This window comes from Treponema sp. R6D11 (assembly GCF_054786075.1).
This window is the reverse complement of sequence record NZ_BDHD01001354.1, coordinates 1-324: the sequence shown is the minus strand read 5'-3', so window position 1 is coordinate 324 and position 324 is coordinate 1. Positions and strand designations below refer to the sequence as shown.

The 324-nt window shown below is 47.2% G+C and carries 1 protein-coding gene; it reads right to left on the bottom strand.

All coding sequences use genetic code 11. From position 1 onward, the window contains the following. On the bottom strand, positions 1-310 hold a 310-nt coding region (locus ACYVTD_RS18725), incomplete at its 3' end, for a P-loop NTPase family protein (protein WP_461249089.1). Between the last annotated feature and the right edge of the window lie 14 nt (positions 311-324).

The window sequence follows — 324 nt, the reverse complement described above, 5'->3', positions numbered from 1 at the left end:
CTTCTATAGTTGTTTTCCCGCGCAATTCACTCTGCGTTACCGTAACAGAACGCGGCACATATTGCATGATCTGAGTTTTTGTGCGTGATGCGAAATCGTCAATAATATCTTTCGCATATGGTTTGTTAATGGAGTTAGCGATAATTCCACCTAACAGGGCGCCGCCTGAATTGGAATATTTCGCTATTCCCTTGAACAGATTGTTCGCGGCGTAAACCGCCATAAAGTCCGAGGATGAAACGGTGAAAACATGTTCCGCAATCCCCTCGCGGATAGGAACCGCAAAGCCGCCGCATACGACGTCGCCCATGAAAACTCTATGAC